The following is a 21,742-nucleotide window of genomic DNA, read 5'->3' as shown; positions in this document are numbered from 1 at the left end:
CCGTGCCGGCTCGGTTTGGAGTCGCATTACATCTGCCCCTGGAGCCGTGCGCCCGCGGGCAATCCCAGGAAGGGCATCATCGTCGCACCTTCCGGCGTCACCGATATGTCGACCGTGCCACCCTCGGCCAGCTCGAGCGTCACCAGCGTGCGGCGGCGCTGCGCCATCGGGGCGACGCGGATCAGCGTGCGCGTGCCGATATGCTCGGCGGTTAGGATCAGCGCGGGGAGCGAAGACGCTGCGCCGGCGCCCTTGGGACGGCAGCTACCCGGATCGGTGGTCGCGCTGCCCTTGGCCATGCGTTCGCCGCCGCCGAACGCGACGCGCTCCATCTCGACCTGCATGACCAGGTCGCACGTGAAGGGGAGGTTGGGCTGGAGTGCCTGGAGCAGGCTGCCGTCGGCCGCGCCGCTGACCTTGTCGAGCACCGTGCGTCCGCTCAGATGGGTCAGCACGCGACCACCCAGATCGGTGTCCGGTCCGCTCGCCTTCCAGTCGGCGGCATAGGCCAGGCTGGTCAGCGAGCGCAGCGGCGCCATCTGCCATTCGAACTTGGCGCCCCCCGCGACCCCGACTTCGCCGTTCCACACCGTCCCCGCCACGCCGGTGCGCCACGGGCGGTTCTTGAGCACTGCGCTCGCCGGCAGCGTCACCAGCAGCGCGAGCAGATACGCCCCTATGCCGAGCGCCGTGAAGACGATAATAGGCCTGCGTGCCCCACGCCCCAACTCCGGAGTCGGCAATGGACCGGCGCTCGCTGCTCCGCTTGCTGCAATCAGGCCTGGTCGCGTCAGCGGCATCGGTCGTGCTTCCCTCGCATGCGTTCGCCTCAGCCGAGAAGAAGGACAAGCGCCCGATCGCCCTGCTGGTGCCGCTCAGCGGACCCCGAGCGCGGCTGGGCTCTAGCATGCGACAGGCCGCGTTGCTCGCCGAAAACAGCGATTATGTGCTGAGCTTCGACACCGGCGGCACCGCGGCGGGCGCGGCGGCCGCAGTAGGGCAGGCGCTTCGTCGGAAGCCCGCGCTGATCCTGGGGCCGCTGCTTGCCGAGGAAGTCCCCGCAGTGACGGGCAGCGTCGCCGGGCGCGTGCCGATCATCGCGTTCAGCAACGACGCGGTGCTGCGCGCGCCGGGCACCTATATCTTCGGGATCACCGCGCGCCAGTTGACCAGCGCGGTGCTGCGTTATGCCCGTTCGCGTGGCGTGAAGAATGTCGCAGTGATCGACGATGGCACGCCGTGGAGCGCCGCCGCCGCGCTTGCCGCCAGCCAGCTCGAAGGCGAGCTCGGCCTGCGCGTTCGCGTACTCGAAGTGAAGGCGGGCCAGCCGCTTCCGGCCGCCGGCGACGCGCCCGACGGCGTGCTGCTCCCCGGCAGCGGCCCCGCCGTGCTCGCCGCGGCGCGCGGGATAAAGGACACCGGCATCCAGCTGCTCGCCACGCTCCAGGGGATCGACAATCGCCCCGAGGCATTGGAAGCGCTCGACGGCGCGTGGATCGCCAGCCCCGATCCGGCGGCATTCGGCACCTTCGCCAGCGAGTTCGCGGCGCGCAACGGCGGCGATGCCGGCGCGATTACTGCGCTCGCTTATGACGCGGCGGGGATCGCCAATGCGCTGCGCAACGCCAATACACTGAGCGCCCAGGGGCTGCTCGACGGCAAGGGCTTCCGCGGCGTCACCGGCCCGGTGCGCTTCCGCACCGATGGCTCGGTCGCGCGCGACTTTGCGATCCTGGTGGCCCGGCCGCACGGCTATGAACCGGTGGCGGTGAGCTCGGGATCGTGACGCACGAACCCGAAGCCGGGGAATCCGGCTTCACGTTGCTCGAATTGATGATCTCGCTGGGGCTGTTCGCGCTGATCGCGGTCGCTGGGCTCGCGCTGGTCGACGGGATCATCAACGTCCAGGGGCGCACCGAGAAGCGCCTCGACCGGCTCGCCGACCTCCAGCGGACGATGTTCATCGTGTCGAGCGATGTCGAGCAGATCGCCGGCGGGCCGATCTCGGGGAGCGGGGCCAATCTGTCCTTCACCCGCGCGGCGCCGGGGATGGGCGGCGCGGCGGTTCGGCTGCGCTACGGCGTCGTCGGCGGCGCACTGGTGCGCACTGTCGGGCCGGCGCCGCAACTGGTCCTGGCGGGGGTAGCCAATGCACGCTGGCGCTTCTGGGACGGGGCGTGGGTCGATCGCTGGCCGGTGAAGGAGGAGGACAAGGAGCGCTGGCCGCGCGCGGTCGCGCTCGAGATGCAGGTCGCGGGGCCGGGGGGCAATCCGGGCTCGCTGCGCCGCGTGATCGCGCTGCCGGTGCGGCCGGAGGAGCCCGAGCAATGAAGCGCGACGAAGAGGGGATGATCCTTGTCAACGTGCTGATGTTCGTCGCGATCGCGGCGGGGCTGGTCGTGCTGATGATCAATCGCGAGGAACTGGCGCTCGATCGCGGCCTGCGCACCCGCGAGGCGGCACGTGCGCAGGCGATCGTGCGTGGCGGCGAGCTTTCGGCGCTGGTCGCGTTGCGCCGCGATGCCGAGACCGCACCCGATGTCGACCATGTCGGCGAGCCTTGGGCCAAGCTCTCCGAAGCCGGCGCACCGATCGAGGGCGGCAGCTTCGATCTCGCGATCGCCGACGCCGAGGGGCGCTTCAACATCAACGCGGTGCGCAGTGGCGAAGTCGCCTCGACGATCCTGTTCCAGTCGATCGGCAACGAAGTGGGCCTCAAGCCCGAGCAGATGATCGCCGCCGTCGAATATGTCCGGCTCCACGGCCCGGTGACCGATCTCCGCCCGCTGCGGCTGGCCGGCGTCGAGCCCAAGGTCGCCGATCGGCTCGAGCAGCTTGTCACCGCGCTACCCGGCAAGACCACGCTCAACCTCAATGCGGCGGGTCAGGAGATGCTCGCGCTGCTGTTTCGCGATCCCGTGGTGGCGCAGCGGCTGGTCGCGATCCGCGAACGCCAGGGCTTCCTCTCCGCCAAGGACCTGACGGACCAGAATGTTTCGCTGCCCTGGGGCACTTCGTTCCGCTCGACCACCTTCTGGGTCCGCACTCGCGCGACGATCGGTGCGACCAGCCAACAGGCCGCGACGCTGATCCAGCGGCGTCGGCTGCCCGACGGCAAGATCGACGTGGTCCCGGTCGAGCGCTGGCGCAACGCCGCGGTGCCCCCGGGCGCGCCGGAGCTGCCGGTAAAGAAGGGTTAATTCCCCTCCCTGCAAGGGAGGGGTTAGGGGTGGGTTTAGCGTCGGGCAGGGCTCGATGCCCTGCGCGGCGCTTTGTGCTGGGCGATGGAGTCTTTTGGGCGCGCAGACGCGCGCACCCACCCCCAGCCCCTCCCTTTCAGGGAGTGGAGTTTAAAGCACGATCCGAAACAGCGCCCCGCCGCCCGGCGCATCGCGCACGTCGATCGCACCGCCATGCGCGATGACGATCTGGCGGGCGAGGTTTAGCCCCACGCCGGTTCCCGCCGCGCGGGTGGTGAAGAAGGGCAGGAACACGTCTTGGCGCAGGCTTTCGGGCACCCCGGGGCCATTGTCTTCGACTTCGATCACCGTCGTGGCGCCGCCCGACAGCCGTAGCACCAGCCGTGGCGCCTCGGCATCCTGCATTGCCTGCGCGGCGTTCTGCATCAGGTTGATGACCACCTGCGCGAGCAGATCGGGATCGGCTTCCAGTGCAAGCGCCTCGGGCGCAACTTCGACCGACAACGGCACGTCCGGCGCCTTGGCGGAAAAGATTCGGGCGAGCTCGTCGGCCCAGGGGCGCGCGGCGAAGCGCTGGCGCTTGATCTCCGGGGTCTGCGCCACGGCGCGATACGCCTCGATGAAATGGCTCAGCCCGCGGGCTCGCCGCGCCAGCGTCTCGACCGCGGTGCGCGCATCGCCGACGCGCGGATCGGAAGAAAGGTCGCGATCGCCGAGCAGGTCCGCCGCGGTCGCCGCGAGCGACGTCACCGGGGTCAGCGAATTGAGGATCTCGTGCGTCAGCACCCGGACGAGGTCGGTCTGCGCCGCCATCTCGACGGCGTCGAGCGCTCCCTGGATCGGCTGGACGCTGACTGCATGCGTGCGCTGGCCTAGCCGTTCGAGCGTTGCTCCGCGCACCAGCATTCGCTGCGACCGTCCATTGATATTGAGGATCAATATCTCTTCGTTTTGCGAACCGTTCGCAAGGCGTCGTGCGAACGTAGCGCTGTAGATCGCATACTCCTCGGGCAGCCCCCCATGTTCGCCGGCAAAGAGCCGGCGCGCCGCCTTGTTGGCGCGGGTGACATGGCCTGTGGCATCTACGGTCAGTACCGCTACCGGCATATCGTCGACCAGCGCGTCGAGATAGCGCAGCTCGCCGGCGATACGCCGCTGCTCGCCGCGCAACCGGTCGAGCGCTTCGTTGAGCGACGCGCCGAGCGCCTGGAAGCCCGCGCCGCCTTGCGCATCGAACTGGAGCGCGGTGTCGCCGAACTTGAGCGCCTCGACGAAGCGCGCGACGGTCCGGTTGGTGCGGGTGATGTGGTGCCACAGACCGGCGAAGATCGCGGCAGCGGTCGCCAGCGCGACGATGCGCGCGGCGCCGAGCCCGGGAGTCGCGAATGCGGCGATGCACGCCACCAGCGCGGCCATCAGCGCGGCGATCCAGGCGAGCAGCCCGATCGTGAAGCGCTGGTCAAAGCCCATGCTTCTCCATGCGGCGATAGAGCGCGGCGCGCGACAGTCCGAGTGCATTGGCGGCGAGCGAGATATTGTAGCCGTGCTTCCGCAGCGCTTCCTCGACCAGCCGGCGCTCGACGCGATCGAGGTTGAGGTCATCGACGGGGCGCGGCGGGACCACCGCGGCGGGTGCGATCCGCGCGGGGCTCGCGACCAGGGCGAAGTCCTCGGGCTCGAGCGGCACGTCGCGCGCCAGGATTACGGCCCGCTCCAGCGCGTGGCGCAGCGCTCGGACATTGCCCGGCCAGTCGTGGGAGAGCAGGGTCGCGCGCGCCGCGGCGCCGATCTGGGGCACAGCACGGCCATAGCGGCGGGCATAATGGCCTAGATAATGCTCGATCAGTTCGGGCACGTCCTCCAGCCGCTCGCGTAAAGGCGGCAAGTCGATCTCGACGGTGTTGAGCCGGAACAGCAGATCCTGACGGAAATGCCGCTCGTCGTGGAGTTTTTCCAGCGGCAGGTTGGTCGCGGCGATCACGCGGATATCGACGGGCACCGGCCGATTGGCGCCGACCGGGGTGACCTGGCGCTGTTCGAGCACGGTGAGCAATTTGGGCTGGAGCCGCAGCGGCAGATTGCCGATCTCGTCGAGGAACAGCGTACCCCCATCGGCGGCCTGGATGCGGCCGACGCGGTCGGCGCGTGCATCGGTGAAGGCGCCCTTCACATGGCCGAACAACTCGGAATCGATCAGATCCTCGGATACCGCGCCCAGATCGACGGTGAGCATCACCTCGTTCGCGCGCAGCGACTGTCGGTGCAATTCGCGCGCGGCGAGTTCCTTGCCGGTGCCGTTCTCGCCAAGCACCAGCACATTGGCATCGGTCGGCGCGGCGCGGGCGATCAGCGAATGGACGCGCGCCATCGCCGGCGACTTGCCGAGCAGCGCCGATCCCGCGACCACCGGCGAGGCTGGGACGGGGGCTGCGCCGCCTGCGACTGCCGCCTTGCGCGATCGGCGCAGTGCCGCCGCGGTGCGGACGGTGGCGAGCAATTTGTCGTTCGACCACGGCTTGGAGACGAAATCGGTCGCGCCGCGCTTCATCGCCGCCACCGCGACCTGCACCCCGGCATGCGCGGTGATCATTACCACCACCATCTCGGGATCCACGCCGAGCAACTTCTCGAGCCAGGCGAGCCCCTCGGCAGCATCGGTCGCCCCGCGCGCGAAATTGGCGTCGAGCAGCACCACGTCGGGTGTGCGCGTCTCGATCAGCGGAAATGCCTCGTCGGGGCTGCGCGCAGTGGCGACTTCGGCGAACAGCCGGCGCAGCAATAGCCGCGACGCCATCAGGATGTCGTCGTCGTCGTCGATCACGACGCAATAATCGAATTCGGGCCCGCTCCCCATCCGTTCACTCCCGTACAGCGGCTGTGCGCTTCCGGACAATCAATTTGCGTGCCAATCAGCTTCTCCTCCCCTCCCTGCAAGGGAGGGGATCGAGGGGTGGGTTCAGCCGCAGGCGTGGCTCGATGCCCGCCTGCGGCTTAAGTCTTGGAAAAAGCTGGCCTTCGGCTCGCACCCACCCCCAGTCCCTCCCTTTCCGGGAGGGGTGCTTGCAGCGCACTTGGCACAACTCCTGCTGAAGAAAGCACCGGTAACTCGAAGCGGGGATCACGCAGGTGTTTGGCAACGGACGCGGAAAATTGGCGAGAAACGCGATCCTGCTCTGCGTGCTCGCCTGCGCCGCACTGGCATTTTCGGGCAAGCCGCGTGCTGCGCTCGACATCGCCGTTCGCGGCCATAGCGGCCACGCACTGCTCCAGCTCGGCGCCGCATCGATCCATGTCGCGTTCGATTTCGGACAGAAATGTCCGAATTCGAACGCTTGTACGGGGGCGCTGCTGTGACCAGTCTCGGCGCGGCGCTGGGATCCGCGACTGGCATGGGGGTTGCTAAGCCATGAGCATGGGTGTCGTTCGCATGCAGAAATCGGATCGTCCGGTCAGCGGAAGCGGGATGGACCAGATCGTCGAGACGCGCAGGCTCTCGATCAAGGTCAAGGCCGCGCTTGCGGGGGGCGCGGTGCTGATCACGGCGCTGCTGTTCTGGTGGTTCGCGCCCTCGGGATCCAGCCAGACCGTCGGCGCCGACCATGTCACGGTATCGAGCGTCACCCGCGGCACGTTCGACGATTTCATTCCGTTGCGCGCGCGCGTTACGCCGCTGCTCACCGTCTATATCGACGCGGTCGAGGGCGGGCGGGTGGAGAAGATGCTCGTCGAGGACGGGGCGACCGTCGCACAAGGGCAGCCGATCGCGCTGCTTTCCAATGCCGAGCTTCAGCTCTCGACGCTCGCGCGCCAGACCGAAGTCGAGCAGCAGATCAACAATATGCGCAGTCAGGAGCTGGCGCTGGCGCAGACCCGGCTCACCAACGAGCGCGCGGTGCTCGAGGCCGGGCTGGCGCTCGACAAGGCACGCCGCCAATATGAGCGCGAGAAGCCGCTTGCCGCGCGCGGCTTCGTCACGGCCAAGCAGTTCGACGATACCGCCGCAGACTACGAATATCGCCAGCGCAATTACGCGGCGCTCAAGCGCAGCCAGGCGACCGACGCGCGGCTCCAGTCCAGCCAACTCACCCAGCAGCAGGCGGCGGCGCAATCGATGCAGTCTGGGCTCGGCATCGCCCGGGCCAATCTCGACGCGCTCCAGCTCCGCGCGCCGGTGGCGGGGCAATTGTCGGGGTTCTCGGTGCAGGTCGGCCAGTCGCTCCAGCGCGGCGAGCGGGTGGGGCAGATCGACAGTCCCGGGCGCAACAAGCTGATCGCCGGAGTCGACGAATTCTATCTTGGCCGCGTCCAGCTCCAGCAGCGCGCCAGCCTAGATTTCGGCGGCAAGCGCTATGCGGCACGCGTCACGAAAATCTATCCGCAGGTCCAAAACGGCCAATTCCAGGTCGATTTGCAGTTTATCGGGGCGGAACCGGCCAATATCCAGCGCGGCCAGACGATGCAGGCGCGCCTGACGCTCGGCGATCCTGCGCCTGCACTGCTTGTCCCCAACGGCGCCTTCTACAACGAGACCGGCGGCAGCTGGATCTTCGTGGTGACCCCGAATGGCGGCAGCGCGGTCAAGCGCCAGGTCCGCCTGGGTCGCCGAAATGCCGAATTTATCGAGGTTCTTGAAGGGCTTGAGCCCGGAGAGAAGGTGCTGACCTCGCCCTATACGGGGTACGCCGACAAGACGCGCCTGGACCTGACCCAATAGCCTGAGAGGGAATCCGATGCTGAACATGCGCGAACTATCCAAGGTCTACCGCACCGACTCGGTCCAGACGACCGCGCTCGACGCGATCGACCTCGAAATCGCCGAGGGCGAGTTCGTCGCGATCATGGGCCCTTCGGGCTGCGGCAAGTCGACGCTGCTCAACATGATCGGGATGCTCGATAGCCCGTCGAGCGGCTCGTACGTGTTCAACGGCAAGGAAGTCGCCGGGCTCTCCGAGAGCAAGCTCGCCGACGTGCGGAAGGAGAGCATCGGCTTCATCTTCCAGAGCTTCAACCTAGTCGACGAACTAAGCGTCCGCGACAATGTCGAGCTGGCGCTGCTCTATCACAATATATCGGCCTCGGAGCGCAAGCGCCGTGTCGATGAGGTGATGGACAAGGTCGGCATCGCCCACCGTGCCAGGCATCGCCCCAGCCAGCTCTCGGGTGGACAGCAGCAGCGTGTCGCAGTCGCCCGCGCGCTGGTCGCTAACCCCAAGCTGATCCTTGCCGACGAGCCGACTGGCAATCTCGACACGCATCACGGCGAGGAAGTGATGCGGATGCTCCAGACCCTGAACGGCGAGGGTTCGACGATTGTGATGGTGACGCACTCGGCCGCGCATGCCGATTATGCCGGGCGGATCGTGAGCATGCTCGATGGGCGAATTCTGCAGGAGCGGCGTCGGGCGGCGTGACGCACTCCCTCTCTCCTTCGGGAGGGAGGGCAGGGGAGGGGGGAGGTCATCCCAAGCGAATCCCTCGCGGATACGCCCCTCTCCCCGACCCTCTTCCGGAAGCGGAGAGGGAAAGAAGGGGATCGGACATGTGGCATCACTATCTGAAGATCGCGTTGCGGCTGTTGGCTCGCAATCGCGTCTATGCCGCGATCAACATCGGCGGGCTTGCGCTCGGCCTCGCCGGCTGCCTGCTGATCCTCAACTATGTGCGCTATGAGCGCAGCTATGACGCCTGGCTGCCGGAGAGCGAGCGGATCTACCAGGTCCAGTCGACGATCCATCCACCCGGCCAGCCGCTCGTCTACACCCAGACCAGCCCGTATCCGCTGCGCGCGATGCTGGGCGACGCATTCCCGCAGGTCGAGACGATCACATCGGTTTCGCCGGGGAAGACCGTCACCGAACAGGCCGGCCAGCCGATATTCATCGATTCCACCACCGTCGACCCGGCCTTCTTCCAGGTCTTTGCCTTGCCGTTCGTGCAAGGATCGGCCGCAACCGCGTTGCGCGACACCAATTCGATTGTACTCACGCAGAGCGAGGCGATGCGTCAGTTCGGAACCGCCGACGCGCTGGGCAAGCTGCTGAGCCTGGGTGCGGGCTCCGGCAAGCGTGACTATCGGGTAAGCGGTGTGCTGCGTGATCTGCCGCGCAACACCAGCCTCAAGCTCAGCCTCCTCTTCCGTGAGGATCCTGCCCAGATACTCTATCGGGGCTGGGGAAATCTGAACCAGCAGCATTACGTCAAGCTTCGCCAAAACGCTGCGGGGGGCGCCGCCGGCGCCGCGTCGATCAACGCCGGGCTTCCCGCCTGGGAGAAGCGCGCGATCCCGGACGAGATGATCGACGGCAAGAATGCGACGATGTCCGATCTCTTCGATTTCCGGCTTACGTCGCTCGGCGACGTCCATCTCGGGACGATCCAGGAAGGTGCGCTGGTCCCCGGCGGCGATCCGCGTGCGCTTGCCACTTTCGCGATCGTCGCGCTGCTGACGCTGGGCATGGCAGTGATGAACTTCGTCAACCTAGCGACTGCGCGCGCTACTCAGCGTGCCCGCGAAGTAGCGCTGCGGAAAGTGCTCGGGGCGTCGCGCGTGCAATTGATCGTGCAGTTCCTCGGCGAGAGCGTAGTCATGGCGCTGATCGCGATGCTGCTGGCGCTGACGATCGTCGAACTGGCGACCCCGTGGCTCTCGGGCTGGATCGGCGCGGATCTGCGAATCGCCTATCTGGGGGCGGACGGGATGTTCTGGCCCGCGCTGGCCCTGTTCGCGGCGACTGGATCGCTGGGCGGGCTCTATCCCGCATTCTATCTCAGTCGCTTCCAGCCTGCCGAGGTGCTGCGCGCCAATAAGTCCTCGATCGAGACGCCGGGTAATGGGCGGTTCCGCACCGCGCTGGTGCTGTTCCAGTTCGCCATCGCGATCGGGCTGATCGTCTCGACTTGGGTGATCTATGCGCAGACCCGGTATGTCGAGACAGTCGATGCCGGCTATCGGCGAGACGGTCTGGTGCAGATCGCCAATGCGTGGCGCTTTACGCAAGGCAGCGAATATGAGGCGGCGCGCACCGAACTGCTCAAGATACCGGGGGTAACCGGCGTTGGTCGCTCCGGTCTGGCGTTGGGGTCGCCACTCAAGTCGATCCGGCTGATGCAGGGGCCGGGCGTCCCTTCCTATGGCAACTATGTCTCGATGGGGCTGTATGCGATCGATGCGGACTTGCTTTCGACATTGGGCATAACGCCGCTTGCCGGTCGTCTGCTCGGCGAGCGCTTCGCCGCCGATCGTGCGCGAGGTCCGGAGGGGAATATCGTCCCGGGGCGCAGCGTAAACGTGGTGCTCAATCGGGCTGCGGCTACTGCCTTCGGCTATCGCGCGCCACAGGCGGCAGTAGGCCAGAATGTGCGGATCGCCATCGCAGGCGACTTTCTGGTCCCCGCGACGATCGTCGGGGTGGTCGACAACAGCCGCTTCCGCACCGCGCGGGACGCGATCGAACCCACCGTCTACGCCTATGATCCTCCGCAGACCAGTATCGTGCTGGTTCGCTACGCCAACGCCCGTCCCGGCGAAGTGATGGCGGCGCTCAACAAGGTCTGGCGCAGGTTCGAGCCCGAGATTCCGTTCGAGGCGCGCTTCGCCGACGATATCGTCCGCGAGCTCTATGACGCCGACCGCGCGCGCGGCGCGCTGTTCGCGGGCTTCTCGGCGCTCGCGGTGCTGATCGCGTGCCTCGGGCTCTACAGCCTCGCCTCGTTCGCGACCGAGCGGCGGACCAAGGAGATCGGAATCCGCAAAGTGCTGGGCGCCAAGGTGCGTGACATCGTCCGGTTGCTCGTCTGGCAGTTCAGCAAGCCGGTGGTGCTGGCGAACCTGATCGCCTGGCCAATTGCCTGGTGGGCGATGCGCGAATGGCTCAACACCTTCGACATCCGCATCGCGCTGACGCCGGGGCCTTTCGTGCTCGCCGGGCTGCTTGCGCTCGCCATCGCGATCGTCACCGTCGCCGGCCAGTCGCTGCGCGTCGCCCGTACCAATCCCATCCACGCGCTCCGCTACGAGTAGGACCCTGCATATGTGGCGCAATTACCTGACCGTCGGCCTGCGGGCCCTGGCCAAGAACAAGGTCTATGCCTTCATCAACATCTTCGGGCTCGCGATCGGCCTGGCCGCGTGCCTGTTGATCCTGCTCTATGTCCGGTACGAGCGCAGCTATGACGATTGGCTGCCCGCCAACGACCGGGTCTTCCAGTTCCAGAGCTACTATAAGAGCAAGTTCTCGGCGGATCGCTTCGACAACCAGGGGGTCCCTTATGCCACCAAGGCGGCGATCCTGAAGCATTTCCCGCAGATCGAGTCCGCCACCTATTTCGGCGGTGGAACCTCGATCACGGTCATCAAGGACGGCCGTGCGGTATCGCCAGACGATGCGCGGCTGGTCGACAGCCCGTTCTTCGATACCGTCCCGCTGCCGATGGCGCGTGGCAACCACCAGGCGCTGGTGCGACCGGGCAGCGCGGTGCTGAGCGAGAGCGAGGCGGTGCGGCTGTTCGGCACCACCGACATCGTGGGTAAGCCGCTGACGATCGAAACGATGGGGGTCAAGGCCGACTATCGCATCACCGGGATCTTCAAGGACATTCCCAAGAACTCGCACATGGCGTTCAACCTGCTGCTACGCGCCGACTTCCCCAGCCTCTACGAACAGGGAGGAAACCCGCGCTTCCTCACGGAATGGGGTTGGACCGGCGGCTGGGTCTATGTGAAGCTGCGGCCCGGCGTCGACGTCGCCGACCTCAACCGGCAGATGTTGGCCTGGGAGAAGGCCAACATTCCCTACGAAGTCGACAATGGCCGCCGCTCGAACATTGGCGACGATCGCGACTATGCCCTGGTCAATGTCCGCGACGTCCATCTCGGCCACGCCCAGGGATCGGCGATGACCGCGGGGAACGAAGCGAGTTCGATAACCACCTTCGCAGTGATCGCGGTGCTGATCCTGGTAATGGCGTGCATGAACTTCACCAATCTGGCGACCGCGCGCGCGAGCCAGCGCGCCCGCGAGGTGGCGCTTCGGAAGGTGCTGGGCGCCACGCGCGGGCAACTGATCGGCCAGTTCCTCGCTGAATCGATCCTGCTCGCAGCGCTGTCGATGGTCGTCGCGCTCGCCGTGGCGGAGCTCGTGCTGCCCTGGTTCGCCACTTTCCTCGATGCCGATCTGCGAATCCGGTATTTCGGGGCCGACGGCGTGCTGCTGCCGGTGATTCTGCTGGTCGCGCTGGTCGGCGCGGCAGGCGGTGCGTATCCGGCCTTCTATCTGTCGCGCTTCCAACCCTCGCAGGTGCTCAAGGCCAACAAGTCCGCGTCGGAGGCCGAAGGATCGGGCCGCCTGCGCAGCGGGCTGGTCGTGGTCCAGTTCGCAGTGTCGATCGGGCTGATGGCGTGCACCGCGGTCGTCTTCGCCCAGTCGATGTACGCTCGCTCGCTCGATCCCGGCTATAATCGGGAGGGGCTGATCCAGCTCTATGGGGTCGGTTCGAAGCCGTTGCGCGGCCGCGAGGACGCGCTGATCCGCGAGGTCCAGGCATTGCCCGGAGTCCAGAGTGTCGGTCGCACCGGCATCGGCGTCAACACCGGCAATACGTCCAATACCACCGTCATCGTGCCGGGTCATGAGGAGCCGATCAGCATCGGCATCTATGGCATCGATGCGGGCTATTTCCCGACGATGGGTATCCGCACCGTCGCGGGGCGCGTGTACGACCGCAATCGGCCCGCCGACGACATGACCACCCCCGTGCCGGAGGATCCGGCGGCCGAGCGCGCGCTTGCCGTACGTGGCGGCAATGTCGTCATCAACGAAGCCGGCGTGAAGCGCCTGGGCTTCGCCAGCCCGCAGGAGGCAATCGGCAAGACCTTCCAGTTCGGAATCAAGGACGAATATGGAGGGGCAATGACGCTGACGATCATCGGCGTCGTCGCGGATTCGCGCTTCCGCACCGTGCGCACCCCAATCGAGCCGATCATGTTCCTCCACGACACGAACAGCGTCTTTTGGATGGAGGTCCGCTACAAGGGAAATCCCGCTACGACGATGACGGCACTCGAAGGTGTGTGGCGCAAGTTCGGATCCGAGCTGCCGTTCGATGCCGAGGAGGCCGACGCGATCATGGCGCGGACGTACAAGCGGATCGACGCCCGCGCGCAGATCTTCGGCGTGTTCGCGCTGCTCGCGGTGGTGATCGGCTGCCTGGGACTGTTCGGGCTCGCCGCATTCACGGCCGAGCGCCGCACCCGCGAGATCGGCATCCGCAAGGTGCTGGGCGCGCGGACCTGGGATATCGTGCGGCTGCTGGTCTGGCAGTTCACGCGGCCTGTGGTCATTGCCAACCTGATCGCCTGGCCAGTCGCCTGGTGGGCGATGCGCGACTGGCTCAACCAATATGATGCGCGCATCGCCCTTGGGCCGACGCCGTTCCTGCTCGCCGGTGGGCTGGCGCTGGTGATAGCGATCGCCACGATCTCCGCGCATGCCTTCCGCGTTGCGCGCACCAATCCGGTCCATGCCCTGCGCTACGAGTAGGCGCGTCAGTTCAGGATGGGGACCGGGCGGGCGAGGGGGCAACCTCTCGCCCGCTTCGCTTCATCAGCAACCCAAGTCCTTTTCCCCGAGAATAAAGCGGCATCTTCGCGATTTTTTGGCTTGATAGCGGTGCGTCCACGCAGTAGGCGCCTCCCCCTGCAATGTGTCGGGGCGTGGCGCAGTCTGGTAGCGCACTGGTCTCGGGGTCCAGGGGTCGTAGGTTCGAATCCTATCGCCCCGACCATTGCAGCATCGTCCCAGCGCCGAAGTCCATCCGGCAAGGTCGACGACTTTCCCCGACGGTTCAGCGCTTGGTGGCGTCGAGCATCGCCTCGACCCGAGTGAATTTCTCGCGCGGCGATCCATCGCGCGCGGCGGCGATCTCGGCGGTGTCGATCTTCTGCCAGTCGCGGAAAGTGACGACGTCCACGCCCCGCTCGGCGAGCAGCGCATCGAGCGCGGGACGCCCCGCCTTGCCCGAGCCTTCGCCCAGGTCCGCGGCGATCTTCTCGGCGATTGCGAACCCGTCCGGCCGGTTGGTGCCGATCGTCCCCGTCGGCCCGCGCCGCGCCCAGCCGACGGCATAGAGCCCTGGCAACACCCGGCCGTCCTCATTGGCGAAGCGGCCCGAATTCTCGTCATAGGGCACGCCCTCGATCGGCGGGGTGCGATAGCCGATGCAGCTCACCACCAGGCTGGCAGGGATCGCGTAGCGCTCGCCCGTGCCGCTGGCGTGGCCGGTAGCGTCGAGCCGGGTGCGCTCGACCACGACGCGCTCGACCTTGCCATCGCCTTCGATCGCCACGGGCATCGCGAAGAAATCGAAGATGATGCGGATCGGATTGCCACCGTCCTCCATCGCCGCAAATTTGCGCAAATGGTTGACCGACTTGCGCTGGCCGGGATCGAGCGCAGTGTCGTCTTCGGGCGGCGGCAGGTCGCTTGGATCGACCACGGGCCGTCCGCGCGCGAGATCGGCCAGCTCGCCGAGCTCCTTGGGAGTCATCGCGATCTGGTGCGGGCCGCGTCGGCCGAGCAGGGTGATGGTGTCGAGATGCGCCGCTTCGAGTGCCGCCAGCGCATGGCTGACGATGTCGGAGCCGGCGAATTCGTCTCCGGTCTTGGCGAGGACACGCGCCACGTCGAGCGCGACGTTGCCGTGGCCGATCACCACGGCTCCGGGGCCATCGAGCGGCGGCGCGAGCCCGGCATAGTCGGGATGGCCGTTATACCAGCCGACGAATGCTGCCGATCCGACCACGCCGGGCAGCGTCGCGCCGGGCAGGTCGAGCGGGCGGTCGTGCGGTGCGCCGGTGGCGAGGACGACGGCGTCGTAGAGGTCGCGCAACTCGTCGATCGAAACGTCCTTGCCGATCGTGACATGGCCGACGAAGCGGACATTGTCGGTCAGCGCGGTCGCTTCGTAGCGGCGCGAGACGCCCTTGATCGACTGGTGATCGGGGGCGACGCCGGTGCGGATCAGCCCGAAGGGAACCGGTAACCGGTCGATGATATCGACCCGCACCTCGTCTCCGAAGATCTTCTGGCATGCCTCGGCAGTGTAATAGCCGGCCGGCCCGGAGCCGATCACCGCGATGTGACGCATATTGTCCTCTCGCATTTTGGGACAGGTTAGCGCGACAATTCCGCAGGGCAACCCACTCGACCGTTGCGCAATGTTGCTGCTACGCGTCGCCGGTGAGCCCGATCGAAGCCGCCGCCACCCTGTTCGGGCTGATCAACGTGACGCTGGTGGTCCGGCGGAGCATGTGGAACTACCCGTTCGCGCTGGCGATGGTCTCACTCTATGCGTGGATATTCTTTCGCGAGAAGCTCTACAGCGACGCGCTGCTCCAGCTCTTTTTCCTCGTCGTGAACCTCTATGGCTGGTGGAACTGGCATCGCTCGCGCGCCGAGATGGGCGAGGTTCGCGTCGAACAGCTGAGCGGCAACGCCCGCATCGCCTGGCTGGCGGGCTGCGCGATCGTCGCGGCCGGCTGGGGCGCACTGATGCACCGCTATACCGACGCGCATTATCCCTGGTGGGACGGCAGCATCGCCGTGATGAGCGTCGCCGCGCAGATCCTCCAGTCGCGTCGCCGCTGGGAGAGCTGGGTGCTGTGGATCGCGGTCGATCTGGCGGCGGTGCCGCTGTTCGCCCTAAAGGGGCTCTGGCTCACCGCCGCGCTCTATCTCGTCTTCCTTGCCCTGTCGGTCTGGGGCCTGATCCACTGGAACAAAGTCAAAGCATGAATCCGCGTACCATCTGCCTGCATGGCCCCGAAAGCGTGGGCAAGACGACGATCGCCAAGCGCCTCGCCGACCATTTCGGCGGTGAGGTGCTCGACGAATATGGCCGCGACTTTGCCGAGAACCACGGCATCATGTTCACAATGCGCGACCTGGTCGAGATCGCGCAGACCCACGACGCCGGCACGCAGATGATGCTAGATCAGGGCGCCGATCCGCTGATCCTCGACACCGATCCGCTGATGACCGCGGTGTGGGCCGACATGCTGTTCGGCAAGCGCGATCCGTGGTTCGACGCGTGGCAAGGGACCGCCGATTTCTACCTGCTGTTCGACATCGACTTGCCCTGGATTGCCGACGGCACGCGCATCTTCGGCACCCCGCAGCTACGTCAGCGCTTCTTCGACTTGTCCAAGGCCGAGCTCGAGCGCCGGGGCGTGCGCTGGTCGCTGATCTCGGGGCAGGGCGAGGCGCGGTTCTCGGCGGCGGTGGCCGCGATCGAGGCGGCCCGCGAGGCCTGATGCGGGAATTCTAGGCCGCGCGCAGGTCGGCGAGCAGCCGCTCCATATTCTCGCCGAGTGCCCTGGCGCGGTCGTCGAGCAGGCGGCCGAGCTGCGAGGCGTGCGCGGCGAGGTCGCGGTTCTGGTCGACTGCGTCGCCGATGATGCGGCTGCGCGCGTCGGTGTCGGACACGTCCTCCATCACGGCGTCTATCGCTTGCGAGATCGCATGGATGGCGCGGCGCTGCTCGTCGACTGCGGCCGAGACCGCGCGGGCCGAGCCGCTGGCTGCGCCCATCCGCGATGTGGTGCCCGAGACGATGTCGCCGAAGCTGCGGGCCGCGACGCCGATCAGGTCGAGCTTTTCGGCGATCTGGCTGGTCGCGGCGCTGGTCCGCTTGGCCATCTGCTTCATCTCCTGTGCCACCACGCCGAAGCCGCGCCCGGCCTCGCCGCTGCGCGCCGCTTCGATCGTCGCATTGAGCGCAAGCAGGTTGCTCTGCGCCGCGATCTCCGAGACGAGATCCAGGATGCTGCGCGCCCCGTCGATCTGGCGGGTGAGCTCGATCATCTGCGGTTCGAGCGCCTCGACGGTCTCGCTGGTCTCGTTGACCAGCGCGTTGGCGCGCTCGGCATTGTCGCCGGCGGCGTGGGCCGCCTGGCTGAGCTGCGACGCCCCGGCCGAGACGAGCGACGCGTGGGACAGTGATTTGTCGCTAGCGATGCGGAGATGGGCATATTCGTCCGACAGCCGGCGGGCGATGCCGTCGAGCGCATTTTCCTGCCCCGCGAGCGTCGCGGCGGCGGCGCGCAGTTCGGCCGCCAGGGCTCGGACGCGGTCCTCGATATCCGCCGAGATCGCGGCGCGGCGTCCGTCGAGCGAGTCGGCGAGCGCGCGTTCGGCCGCCTGGCGCTCGACCAGCCGCTGCTGGCTGAGTGCCTGCGCCGCGCGCAGTTCCTGCAACGCGTTCTGGGCTTCCTCCTGCAGCGCGTCGGCTTCGCGGCGGGCGGTGTCGGCGGCCTCGCGGGCGCGCTGGCTGCGCACGATCAGGCGACGGATGCGATCGGTGGTGAAGATCAGGATCGCCGCCTCGCCGACGACCAAGCCGCCGTGGAGCGCCACGCGGCCGAGCGAACCCGAGCCGGGGAACACCCATTCGGGCAGCAGCCACGAGAAAGCGAGGTGATGCAGCGCGGTAAGCGCGGCAAAGGCGACGATCGGCCGCCAGTCGCACAGCAGCAGCAGCATCGACATGCTGACGAAGAAATACATGTGCAGGTCCATCTGCCACGGACGGCCTGCCGCGAGCGCGACGAACAATGCCGGGAAGACGGAAGCGGCGATTCCCAGCGCGCAGCGCGCAGCGGCATCGTGGCTGCCGCGACGGAAGTTGATGGTCGGGAGGACGAGCACCGCGAATCCGGCGATCAGCGTCGCGACCAGATTTTCGCTGCCGAGCAATAATGCGACCGGCGCCAGCGTCAGCCAGTTGAGCCATAGCAGCGCGAGCAGCGTGCGCGCGCCGCCGGCACGGAACCGGGCGAAGATCGCTTCTTGAGTCATCGCCGGCCCCCGCACGCGGCGGGCGGGGCTGCGACGACCAGCGTGGCGTTGCGTAGCGCCGGGCCGAGAAGATCGCCGCGGAGGCCATCGACTGCGAGCGAACCGAGGGGGCCGCGCCCGACGATGCGTGCGCCTGCCTGCGTCGCCCAGACCGCCACCGAATCGGCGTCCTGCCCGGCCAGCGGCACCAGCAACATCCTGCCCTGTGCGGGCGGCGCCAGCGCAACGGCGGCCAGCGCCGCGACGGCGCAGGATAGGTGGAGGGAAAACGCGGGAATCGCACGAGACATTGCAGTCGTCTTGTCGGCTGCAGCGTGAAGATCGCGTTAAGTGCTTCCTCAGGGTATTCGCACCCCCTTCGCATCGCGCGCCGCCCCTGCTAACGCCGCGCGATCATGGCCACCGAACTATCCAAGATCCGCAACTTCTCGATCATCGCGCACATCGACCACGGCAAGTCGACCTTGGCCGACCGATTGATCCAGCGCACCGGCGGACTCACCGAGCGCGAGATGTCGAGCCAGGTGCTCGACAATATGGACATCGAGAAGGAGCGCGGGATCACGATCAAGGCGCAGACCGTGCGCCTCGACTGGAAGGGCCATGTCCTCAACCTGATGGACACGCCCGGGCATGTCGACTTCGCCTATGAGGTGAGCCGCAGCCTCGCCGCGTGCGAAGGCGCGCTGCTCGTGGTCGATGCGGCGCAGGGCGTCGAGGCGCAGACGCTGGCCAACGTGTACCAGTCGATCGAGCACGATCACGAGATCATCCCGGTGATCAACAAAATCGATCTTCCCTCGGCCGAGCCCGAGAAGGTGCGCAACGAGATCGAGGAGGTCATCGGGCTCGATGCGTCGAACGCCGTGCTCGCCTCGGCCAAGTCGGGGATCGGCATCGACGAGATCCTCGATGCGATCGTCGAGCGTATCCCGGCGCCCAAGGGCGACCCCGACGCACCGCTCAAGGCGATGCTCGTCGACAGCTGGTACGATCCATATCTCGGCGTGGTGATCCTCGTCCGGGTGATCGATGGGATGATCCGCAAGGGCCAGCAGATCAAGTTCATGGCCGCAGGAACCACGCACCTGATCGATCGCGTCGGCGCGTTCCGGCCCAAGATCGAGCAGCTTCCCGACCTCGGCCCCGGCGAGATCGGCTTCATCACCGCGCAGATCAAGGAAGTCGCGCAGGCGCGCGTCGGCGACACGCTGACCGATGCCAAGCGCCCGACCGCGCAGGCGCTCGAGGGCTTCAAGGAAGTCCAGCCGGTGGTGTTCTGCGGCCTCTTCCCGGTCGATGCCGCCGACTTCGAGAAACTGCGCGAGAGCATCTCCAAGCTGCGGCTCAACGACGCCAGCTTCAGCTTCGAAATGGAGACCAGCGCGGCACTCGGCTTCGGCTTCCGCTGCGGGTTCCTCGGGCTGCTCCACCTGGAGATCATCCAGGAGCGGCTGATGCGCGAATATGATCTCGACCTGATCACCACTGCGCCTTCGGTGGTCTACAAGATCAAGCTCACGCACGGCAATGGCGAGATCGAGCTGCACAACCCGGCCGACATGCCCGATCCCACCAAGATCGAGGAGATCGAGGAGCCGTGGATCCAGGCAGTGATCTATGTGCCCGACGAATATCTCGGCTCGATCCTCAAGCTGTGCCAGGACCGGCGCGGTATCCAGAAGAACCTGACCTATGTCGGTGGCCGCGCGCAGGTGACCTATGAGCTGCCGCTCAACGAAGTGGTGTTCGACTTTTACGACCGGCTCAAGTCGCTTTCGAAGGGCTATGCCAGCTTCGACTACGAACAGATCGGCCACCGCGCGGGCGATCTGGTGAAGATGGGCATCCTGGTCAACGAGGAGCCGGTGGATGCGCTGAGCATGATCGTCCACCGCGCCACCGCCGAAGTCCGCGGACGCGGCATGGTCGAACGGCTCAAGGAACTGATCCCACGCCACTTGTTCAAGATCCCGATCCAGGCGGCGATCGGCGGCAAGGTGATCGCGCGAGAGACGATCAGCGCGATGCGCAAGGACGTCACCGCGAAATGCTATGGTGGCGACGCCACCCGCAAGCGCAAGCTGCTCGAGAAGCAGAAAAAGGGCAAGGCGAAGATGCGCGAGTATGGCTCGGTGCAGATTCCGCAGGAAGCCTTCATCGCGGCGCTGCGGATGGGCGAGGAATAACCCGAGTCGTGTAGGATTTGCGCGGCTTAAATTCGCACTTTGCGCATTTATCGTTTTCGTTCGTTGCGCGCGGGCGTACGATTGTTGCGTTGAGCGCGGGCGAATTTCTACGGTTCAAAGAGCCGGGACAAGGCTGGCATGGGAAATCCTACATTGCCACCCTTTCATCCTCTTGAAAGGCGTAGCTTGGAGAGGGGTAGAGCGGCGCAAAGCGCCGCGCGATTGCTGCGCAATCGCTCACCCCTCACCCAGCTCCGACTAAGCCTTTGCTGCGCAAAGACTAAGTCTGCGCAACCCTCTCCCCTCAAGGGGAGAGGGAAGAAGTGCTACTCCGCCCGCCATTCCCCCGGCGGCACGTCGTCGAGCGACCAGTCGCCGATGCGCCAGCGGACGAGGCGGAGGGTGGGGTGGCCGATTGCGGCGGTCATCCGGCGGACCTGGCGGTTGCGGCCTTCGCGGATCGTCAGGCGCAGCCAGCAATCGGGGACGGTTTTCCGATAGCGCACCGGCGGATCGCGCGGCCACAGCGCGGGCGGATCGATCCGCTCGGCTTCGGCGGGGCGGGTCAGGCCGTCCTTGAGCCGGACGCCCTGGCGCAGCGACGCGAGCGCATCCTCGGCGACCTCGCCCTCGACCTGGACAAGATAGGTCTTGGCCATCTTGAACTTGGGATCGGCGATCCGCGCCTGGAGCCGGCCGTCGTCGGTGAGCAGCAACAGCCCTTCGCTGTCGAGATCGAGCCGGCCGGCCGGATAGACGCCGGGCATATCGATATAGTCCGCCAGCGTCGCGCGCCCCGAGCCTTCATCGGTGAACTGGCAGAGCACGCCATAGGGCTTGTTGAAGCGGAGCAGCGCCATCAGGCGATCGCGGTGCGGATCTCGGCCATGCGCGCGTCGAGGGGGGCAATCCGGGCCTGGTCCTCAGCCGAGAACAGCGGGAGCACGTCCATTCCCGGCTCCCAATAGGTTCGCGTGATCGCGCCGCGCTGTGCGACCAGCGCGATATATTCGCGGACCAGATCCTCGTGCCCGTCGGGCGCCATGATGTTGGGGCGGAAGGTGGAGGGATCGTAGGGCGCGCTGGGATCGGGCAGGAACAGCACGCGGACGGGATCGCCGGCCTGCGGCGTCACGTCGAGCAGATCGCCGCCGGGGCTGCGCCACACCGCGTGATGCTCGGCCTCGAACCAGCGGCCCGGCCAGCGCCAGACCGCCCAGCCATAGACCGCCTCGCCGCCGTTCGCCGTGGCATATTTGACCGAATTGTCGAAGCAATAGGCCGGCTTGGAGGCCGCCGCGGGCCGCACCGGCACGTAAAGCGGGGTTTCGGGCGAGATGGTCGCGCAAAAGGCGCGCGTGGCCGAATCGATCTGTTCAGGTGGGCCGAGGATCATGGTGCCCGCGCTAGCCGGTGCGCGGGCGCGCGTCCATGTGAAGGGTGGTCTCGATAGCTTTACGAAATGGAAGGTTCGGCTTGGTTAAGGTGCCGCCGACACGAG

At 66.8% G+C, this 21,742-nt stretch carries 19 protein-coding genes and 1 tRNA gene; 12 read left to right on the top strand and 8 right to left on the bottom strand.

Features of this window, described 5'->3' with window-relative positions; genetic code table 11:
* Positions 1-26: 26 nt before the first annotated feature.
* Positions 27-743, bottom strand: coding sequence for a hypothetical protein (locus tag RZN05_RS10155; RefSeq protein WP_317226498.1), 717 nt, complete (start codon positions 741-743; stop codon positions 27-29).
* Between RZN05_RS10155 and RZN05_RS10150 the strand changes: the two genes are divergently transcribed.
* Genes RZN05_RS10150 through RZN05_RS10140 form a run of 3 tightly spaced genes read left to right on the top strand, consistent with a single transcriptional unit; the run spans position 743 to position 3,200 of the window.
* Complete coding sequence (locus RZN05_RS10150; RefSeq protein ID WP_317226497.1) at positions 743-1,786, top strand: ABC transporter substrate-binding protein; 1,044 nt, start codon at positions 743-745, stop codon at positions 1,784-1,786. The genes RZN05_RS10155 and RZN05_RS10150 overlap by 1 nt on opposite strands.
* A complete protein-coding gene (locus RZN05_RS10145; RefSeq protein ID WP_317226496.1) occupies positions 1,783-2,331 on the top strand; it encodes a type II secretion system protein GspJ in 549 nt (182 codons plus the stop codon). The genes RZN05_RS10150 and RZN05_RS10145 overlap by 4 nt, the downstream gene beginning before the upstream one ends.
* Positions 2,328-3,200: a type II secretion system minor pseudopilin gene (locus tag RZN05_RS10140; RefSeq protein ID WP_317226495.1), complete on the top strand. Its 873-nt coding sequence runs from the start codon at positions 2,328-2,330 to the stop codon at positions 3,198-3,200. The genes RZN05_RS10145 and RZN05_RS10140 overlap by 4 nt, the downstream gene beginning before the upstream one ends.
* Positions 3,201-3,350: 150 nt before the next feature.
* Here RZN05_RS10140 and RZN05_RS10135 read toward each other — a convergent pair whose 3' ends face one another.
* Together RZN05_RS10135 and RZN05_RS10130 are read right to left on the bottom strand one after the other, a co-directional pair.
* A complete protein-coding gene (locus RZN05_RS10135; RefSeq protein ID WP_317226494.1) occupies positions 3,351-4,670 on the bottom strand; it encodes a sensor histidine kinase in 1,320 nt (439 codons plus the stop codon).
* Positions 4,660-6,054 (bottom strand): sigma-54-dependent transcriptional regulator, encoded by a 1,395-nt coding sequence (locus RZN05_RS10130; RefSeq protein WP_317226493.1) that lies wholly within the window; start codon positions 6,052-6,054, stop codon positions 4,660-4,662. Before RZN05_RS10130 ends, RZN05_RS10135 begins: the two co-directional genes overlap by 11 nt.
* A 296-nt stretch (positions 6,055-6,350) precedes the next feature.
* On the opposite strand from RZN05_RS10130, the gene RZN05_RS10125 reads away from it, so the two are divergent.
* The 6 genes from RZN05_RS10125 to RZN05_RS10100 all read left to right on the top strand — a co-directional run bounded on the left by RZN05_RS10125 (position 6,351) and on the right by RZN05_RS10100 (position 13,982).
* Positions 6,351-6,554, top strand: coding sequence for a hypothetical protein (locus RZN05_RS10125; protein ID WP_317226492.1), 204 nt, complete (start codon positions 6,351-6,353; stop codon positions 6,552-6,554).
* A 73-nt stretch (positions 6,555-6,627) separates the two neighbouring features.
* Positions 6,628-7,914 (top strand): efflux RND transporter periplasmic adaptor subunit, encoded by a 1,287-nt coding sequence (locus RZN05_RS10120; RefSeq protein ID WP_317226491.1) that lies wholly within the window; start codon positions 6,628-6,630, stop codon positions 7,912-7,914.
* A 16-nt stretch (positions 7,915-7,930) separates the two neighbouring features.
* Entirely contained in the window at positions 7,931-8,611 is a 681-nt protein-coding gene (locus tag RZN05_RS10115; RefSeq protein ID WP_317226490.1) for an ABC transporter ATP-binding protein, read from the top strand.
* Between the two features lie 128 nt (positions 8,612-8,739).
* Positions 8,740-11,220 carry an FtsX-like permease family protein gene (locus RZN05_RS10110; protein ID WP_317226489.1) on the top strand — a complete coding sequence of 827 codons (2,481 nt, stop codon included), beginning with the start codon at positions 8,740-8,742 and terminating at the stop codon, positions 11,218-11,220.
* A 10-nt stretch (positions 11,221-11,230) separates the two neighbouring features.
* Complete coding sequence (locus RZN05_RS10105; RefSeq protein ID WP_317226488.1) at positions 11,231-13,738, top strand: FtsX-like permease family protein; 2,508 nt, start codon at positions 11,231-11,233, stop codon at positions 13,736-13,738.
* Positions 13,739-13,905: 167 nt separating this feature from the next.
* Positions 13,906-13,982, top strand: a tRNA-Pro gene (locus RZN05_RS10100).
* Positions 13,983-14,042: 60 nt separating this feature from the next.
* Here RZN05_RS10100 and RZN05_RS10095 read toward each other — a convergent pair.
* Positions 14,043-15,344: an FAD-dependent oxidoreductase gene (locus RZN05_RS10095; protein ID WP_317227600.1), complete on the bottom strand. Its 1,302-nt coding sequence runs from the start codon at positions 15,342-15,344 to the stop codon at positions 14,043-14,045.
* 92 nt (positions 15,345-15,436) lie between these two features.
* Between RZN05_RS10095 and pnuC the strand changes: the two genes are divergently transcribed.
* Positions 15,437-15,991 carry a nicotinamide riboside transporter PnuC gene (gene pnuC, locus RZN05_RS10090; RefSeq protein ID WP_317226487.1) on the top strand — a complete coding sequence of 185 codons (555 nt, stop codon included), beginning with the start codon at positions 15,437-15,439 and terminating at the stop codon, positions 15,989-15,991.
* Entirely contained in the window at positions 15,988-16,509 is a 522-nt protein-coding gene (locus RZN05_RS10085) for an ATP-binding protein (RefSeq protein WP_317226486.1), read from the top strand. Before pnuC ends, RZN05_RS10085 begins: the two co-directional genes overlap by 4 nt.
* A gap of 10 nt (positions 16,510-16,519) precedes the next feature.
* On the opposite strand, the gene RZN05_RS10080 is transcribed toward RZN05_RS10085, so the two are convergent.
* Complete coding sequence (locus RZN05_RS10080) at positions 16,520-18,052, bottom strand: methyl-accepting chemotaxis protein (RefSeq protein WP_317226485.1); 1,533 nt, start codon at positions 18,050-18,052, stop codon at positions 16,520-16,522.
* Positions 18,049-18,342, bottom strand: a complete 294-nt coding sequence (locus RZN05_RS10075; RefSeq protein WP_317226484.1) for a hypothetical protein — start codon at positions 18,340-18,342, stop codon at positions 18,049-18,051. The genes RZN05_RS10080 and RZN05_RS10075 overlap by 4 nt, the downstream gene beginning before the upstream one ends.
* Positions 18,343-18,447: 105 nt before the next feature.
* Between RZN05_RS10075 and lepA the strand changes: the two genes are divergently transcribed.
* A complete protein-coding gene (lepA, locus tag RZN05_RS10070; RefSeq protein WP_317226483.1) occupies positions 18,448-20,241 on the top strand; it encodes a translation elongation factor 4 in 1,794 nt (597 codons plus the stop codon).
* 326 nt (positions 20,242-20,567) lie between these two features.
* Here the strand turns inward: lepA and RZN05_RS10065 are convergent, their stop codons facing one another.
* Positions 20,568-21,101: a pseudouridine synthase gene (locus RZN05_RS10065; protein WP_317226482.1), complete on the bottom strand. Its 534-nt coding sequence runs from the start codon at positions 21,099-21,101 to the stop codon at positions 20,568-20,570.
* On the bottom strand, positions 21,101-21,637 hold the full coding sequence (locus tag RZN05_RS10060; protein ID WP_317226481.1) for a hypothetical protein: 537 nt from the start codon (positions 21,635-21,637) through the stop codon (positions 21,101-21,103). The genes RZN05_RS10065 and RZN05_RS10060 overlap by 1 nt, the downstream gene beginning before the upstream one ends.
* Between the last annotated feature and the right edge of the window lie 105 nt (positions 21,638-21,742).

Source organism: Sphingomonas sp. HF-S4, from assembly GCF_032911445.1.
Taxonomy (GTDB): Bacteria; Pseudomonadota; Alphaproteobacteria; order Sphingomonadales; family Sphingomonadaceae; genus Sphingomonas; species Sphingomonas agrestis.
This window is presented reverse-complemented; position numbering and strand designations above follow the sequence as displayed.